This window comes from Nonomuraea deserti (genome assembly GCF_004348685.1).
Classification (GTDB): domain Bacteria; phylum Actinomycetota; class Actinomycetes; order Streptosporangiales; family Streptosporangiaceae; genus Nonomuraea; species Nonomuraea deserti.
Genome location: NZ_SMKO01000359.1, coordinates 1 through 3,402, shown reverse-complemented (window position 1 = coordinate 3,402; position 3,402 = coordinate 1). Strand labels below are relative to the sequence as shown.

Annotated in this window: 2 protein-coding genes and 1 pseudogene; all 3 read left to right on the top strand. The window is 70.8% G+C overall.

Annotated features, from left to right (window positions below; translation table 11 throughout):
- Positions 1-248: 248 nt before the first annotated feature.
- Positions 249-911 (top strand): hypothetical protein, encoded by a 663-nt coding sequence (locus tag E1292_RS49830; protein ID WP_132606788.1) that lies wholly within the window; start codon positions 249-251, stop codon positions 909-911.
- Positions 908-1,555, top strand: coding sequence for a hypothetical protein (locus E1292_RS49825; RefSeq protein ID WP_132606787.1), 648 nt, complete (start codon positions 908-910; stop codon positions 1,553-1,555). Before E1292_RS49830 ends, E1292_RS49825 begins: the two co-directional genes overlap by 4 nt.
- Positions 1,556-1,902: 347 nt before the next feature.
- Positions 1,903-3,402: pseudogene (locus tag E1292_RS49820) on the top strand (hypothetical protein); the annotation flags it as partial.

Here is a 3,402-nt window from a genome sequence, read left to right as displayed (position 1 = left end):
ATGCAGCAGGATGTACTGCCAGCCCAGGTAGATGCGGTCCGCCTGGAGCTGGGCATGCTCGGGATGCACGTCCGCCACGTGACCCTCCGGCCGCCGATATGTCATTAGGAGTTGGGGTCAGCCCTTTCCGTTCCGTGCCAGCGTATGAGTTACAACCCCCGTAGTGGCAGGGTTTCTCGGCAATTCGACCAGTCCGATGGGAGCATTGCGGCAGATGAGACAAGCGAGACCTATTACCATCCTTATCCATGACGGAACCCTCCGGCGGCAGCAGTGACAGGCCCAGACGCCCCGTAGTGGTGCCCGCACTCGCCCTGACGGCCTTCACGGTCGTCGGCATCACCGCCCTGCTGGGCGGTCTCCGCGAGGCCCCGGAAGAGCCGGAGGCGCTGGGCCCGGGCGCGGTGATCGACCAGGGCCAGTTCACCACCAAGGTCGTCGAGTCGCGCGTGACGGTGGAGCGTGCCCAGACGCGGTTCGAAGAGGACAAGCGGTTCGTGGACGTGGTCTTCGACGTCAAGAACAACGGCGACCAGACCGCCTCGGTCGGCAGCCCGCCCCAGAAGATCGAATCCGCCTTCACCCTCGCGTCCTTCGCCGGCTCGCTCGTCAAGATCGCCCCGGCCTTCCCCAAGGACGCCGGCCCCAGCGTCTTCGCCCGGAGCAAGGGAGGCGAGACCCGCCAGCTCCACCCCGGGGTCACCAGCCAGGTCATCCTGCGCTACCAGCTCAAGGACACCGACCAGCCGCCGGAGAAGATCACCCTCGACGTGGCCGCCTTCGAGTGGGAATCCGACTGGAACAACGTCACCCCCCGCTGGAAGATGGTCGCCACCGAAGTAGGCGACAAGTGGCTTCCCGAGATCAAAGCCCGGGTGACCCTGTCGGTCAAGGAAGGTGACGCAGTGTGACCGCCACGCAGCAAAGATCATCCGTGGCGCCCGCCCGCCGCGGCCGGCGAGCCGGACGCCGCCCCGCCAACTCCTCGCGGCTGCTCAGCGCCGTCGCCGGGCTCGCGCTGGCCGGGGCCGCCGTCCTGCTGCAGACCATGTACCTCGACGAGGGCGAACAGAGCCTGCCGCTCACCTACGTGGGCGACAAAGGCGAGGACGTGGACGCCAAACGGTTCACCGTGCGGGTCGACTCGTACCTCACCGCCAAGTCGATCACGAGCGTCACCGACAAGACCATCGGCACCGACCACCTCTTCCTCGTCGTCAACGCCTCGGCCAAGTCCAGCCTCAAGCCGTACAAGCTGGGCCAGCCCGTGCTCATGACCGAGGACGGCAAGAAGTTCAGCGCCACCGACAGGGTGGACAGCTCGCAGACCCTGTCGAACGTCTGGGTGCAGCCGGACATCTGGGTCAGCGGCCGGTACTTCTTCGAGGTGCCCGCGTCGGCGCTGCCGGGAGCGCGGGTCGTGTTCGGGATGCCGCAGGCCTTCATCGTGGAGTCGTACCAGCCGGAGGTCGAGGTGGACCTCGGCCTGGACGAGGAGGCCGCGCGCAAGCTCGCCGCCTCGCCTCAGGACGTCTACTCGATGGCTAAGAAGTGAGCGCAGGTTGACATCCTCCCGGTCTTGAAGGAACCGGAACTCCAGCCGTCGCCGACTGGCCTTCCTGCTTCACCGCCGGTCGCCCGCCCGAGAAAGGAACTCTCGTTGAGGTCTTACACCAGCTCCACAGGCGTTTCACCTCTCCGCGAGCCCTGCGGCGAGGGTGCTTCTGATCGTTCGTCCGGTGGCTTGGTTGTCGCCACCGTCGAACACACTACCGAACCGTGCGGTGTCATGCGGCGTTTTGACGCCGGTTCGCCTGGCGGCGAATCGGCTACCCCTATCCTGCTCCGCAGGGGTCCGATTCCTCCCCCGCCTGAAGGCAGGGGTCTCCTCGGAGGCATTTGATGAGTACGAACGACGAGCGTGACTGGTTCGCCCCCAGGAACGACCGGCGCCGCGAAGAGGACCCGCCGCCGCCTCCCCCTAGCCAGACGACCCCGGAGGGGCTCGGCACCCACTCGGGCCGTACCTTTCCCCCCGGGCAGGTGATACCGCTCGAAGAGGGCATGTATCCCGATCTCACTTCGGGCGAGGGCGTACGCCGCAGCCCCGAGGAGACGGCGCCCGTACCGAGGATCCCGTCGGGCCCGGCTCCCGAGACCGCCCCCGTACCCAGGGTGCAGGCGGCCCCTGACGGCGAGACCGCAGCCGTGCCGCGGCTGCCGTCGGCGGGCGAGGTGCCGCCGGGCCATGAGAGGCCCGCCCGCCGCGGCGGGCGTCGCAGCCACGAGGCACCGCCGTCCGGCTACGGCACGCCACCCCAGGGGCAGGTGATGCCGCCCGGCCTCGGCTCCCCTTACGGACAGGAACCGCCCGGCCGGGGGTCCCTTTTCGGACAGGAACCGCCCGGCCCCGGCTCCCCCTACGGACAGGAACCACCTGGCCACGGCTCCCCCTATCGGCAGGATCCCGGCCAGGGTTCTCCTTTCGGGCAGGAACCGCCCGGCCCCAGCTCTCCCTACGGGCAGGAATCGCCTGGTCCCGGCTCCCCCCACGGGCAGGAACCCGGCCAGGGTTCTCCCTTCGGAGAGGAACCGCCTGGCCAGGGTTCGGTATTCGGGGCAGGCGGGCACGCCGGACAGGGCGGTGGCGTGTCCGAGCAGGGCGTGCGTCCCGAGCAGGGCGTACGTCCCGAGCAGGGCGTGCGTCCCGAGCAGGGCGTGCGTCCCGAGCAGGGCGTGCGTCCGGGCCAGGGTGCCGCGCGGGGGGCGCAGGGACAGGCGGCGTCCCCACGGCATGGCATGGCGGGTGCTCCTGGCATGCCCAAGAGCCGGGCCCGGCATCGGTATCCGGACCAGCAGGTCTGGCCTCCCGCCTACCGTGAGCCGCAGGAGGGCCTCACGCAGCCGCTGCCGGCCGTCCAGTCTTCCGCCGACCAGCAGCCGCCGTCCCCGTACGACCAGCCATCCCCCTACGATCAGCCGTCCCCGTACGACCAGCCGTCGCCGTACGGCGGTCCTCCGGCTGGATCGCCGCCTCAGGGCGCCTCTGGTGCCGCTCAGTCCGCCGCGGGCGCCGGGGCGGCAGCGGTCGCCGCGTCTCATGCCGCCGGGCCGGGTGGGCCGCCTCAGCACGCCGATCCCGCGGCCGGCGGGCCGTCGGCCGCGCTCGCCCAGCACCGTGCGCCCCATCCCGACGATCCCCAGGGCGGCCCTCACGATGGCGGCCCTCTGGGCGGCCCTTACGACGGCCCTCAGGCCGGCCCTTACGACCGCTCCCAGGGCGGCCCTCAGTCCGGCTCGCAGGCCGGCTCGCAGGCCGGCTCGCAGGCCGGCTCCCAGGTCGGCTCCCAGGCCGGCTCCCAGGGCGGGGCGCGCGAGGGGGCGCAGGACGGCGTTCGGGGG

Excerpts from the sequence above, each read along its gene's own strand:
- E1292_RS49830 (WP_132606788.1), top strand. The coding sequence starts at position 249 with ATGACGGAACCCTCCGGCGGCAGCAGTGACAGGCCCAGACGCCCCGTA.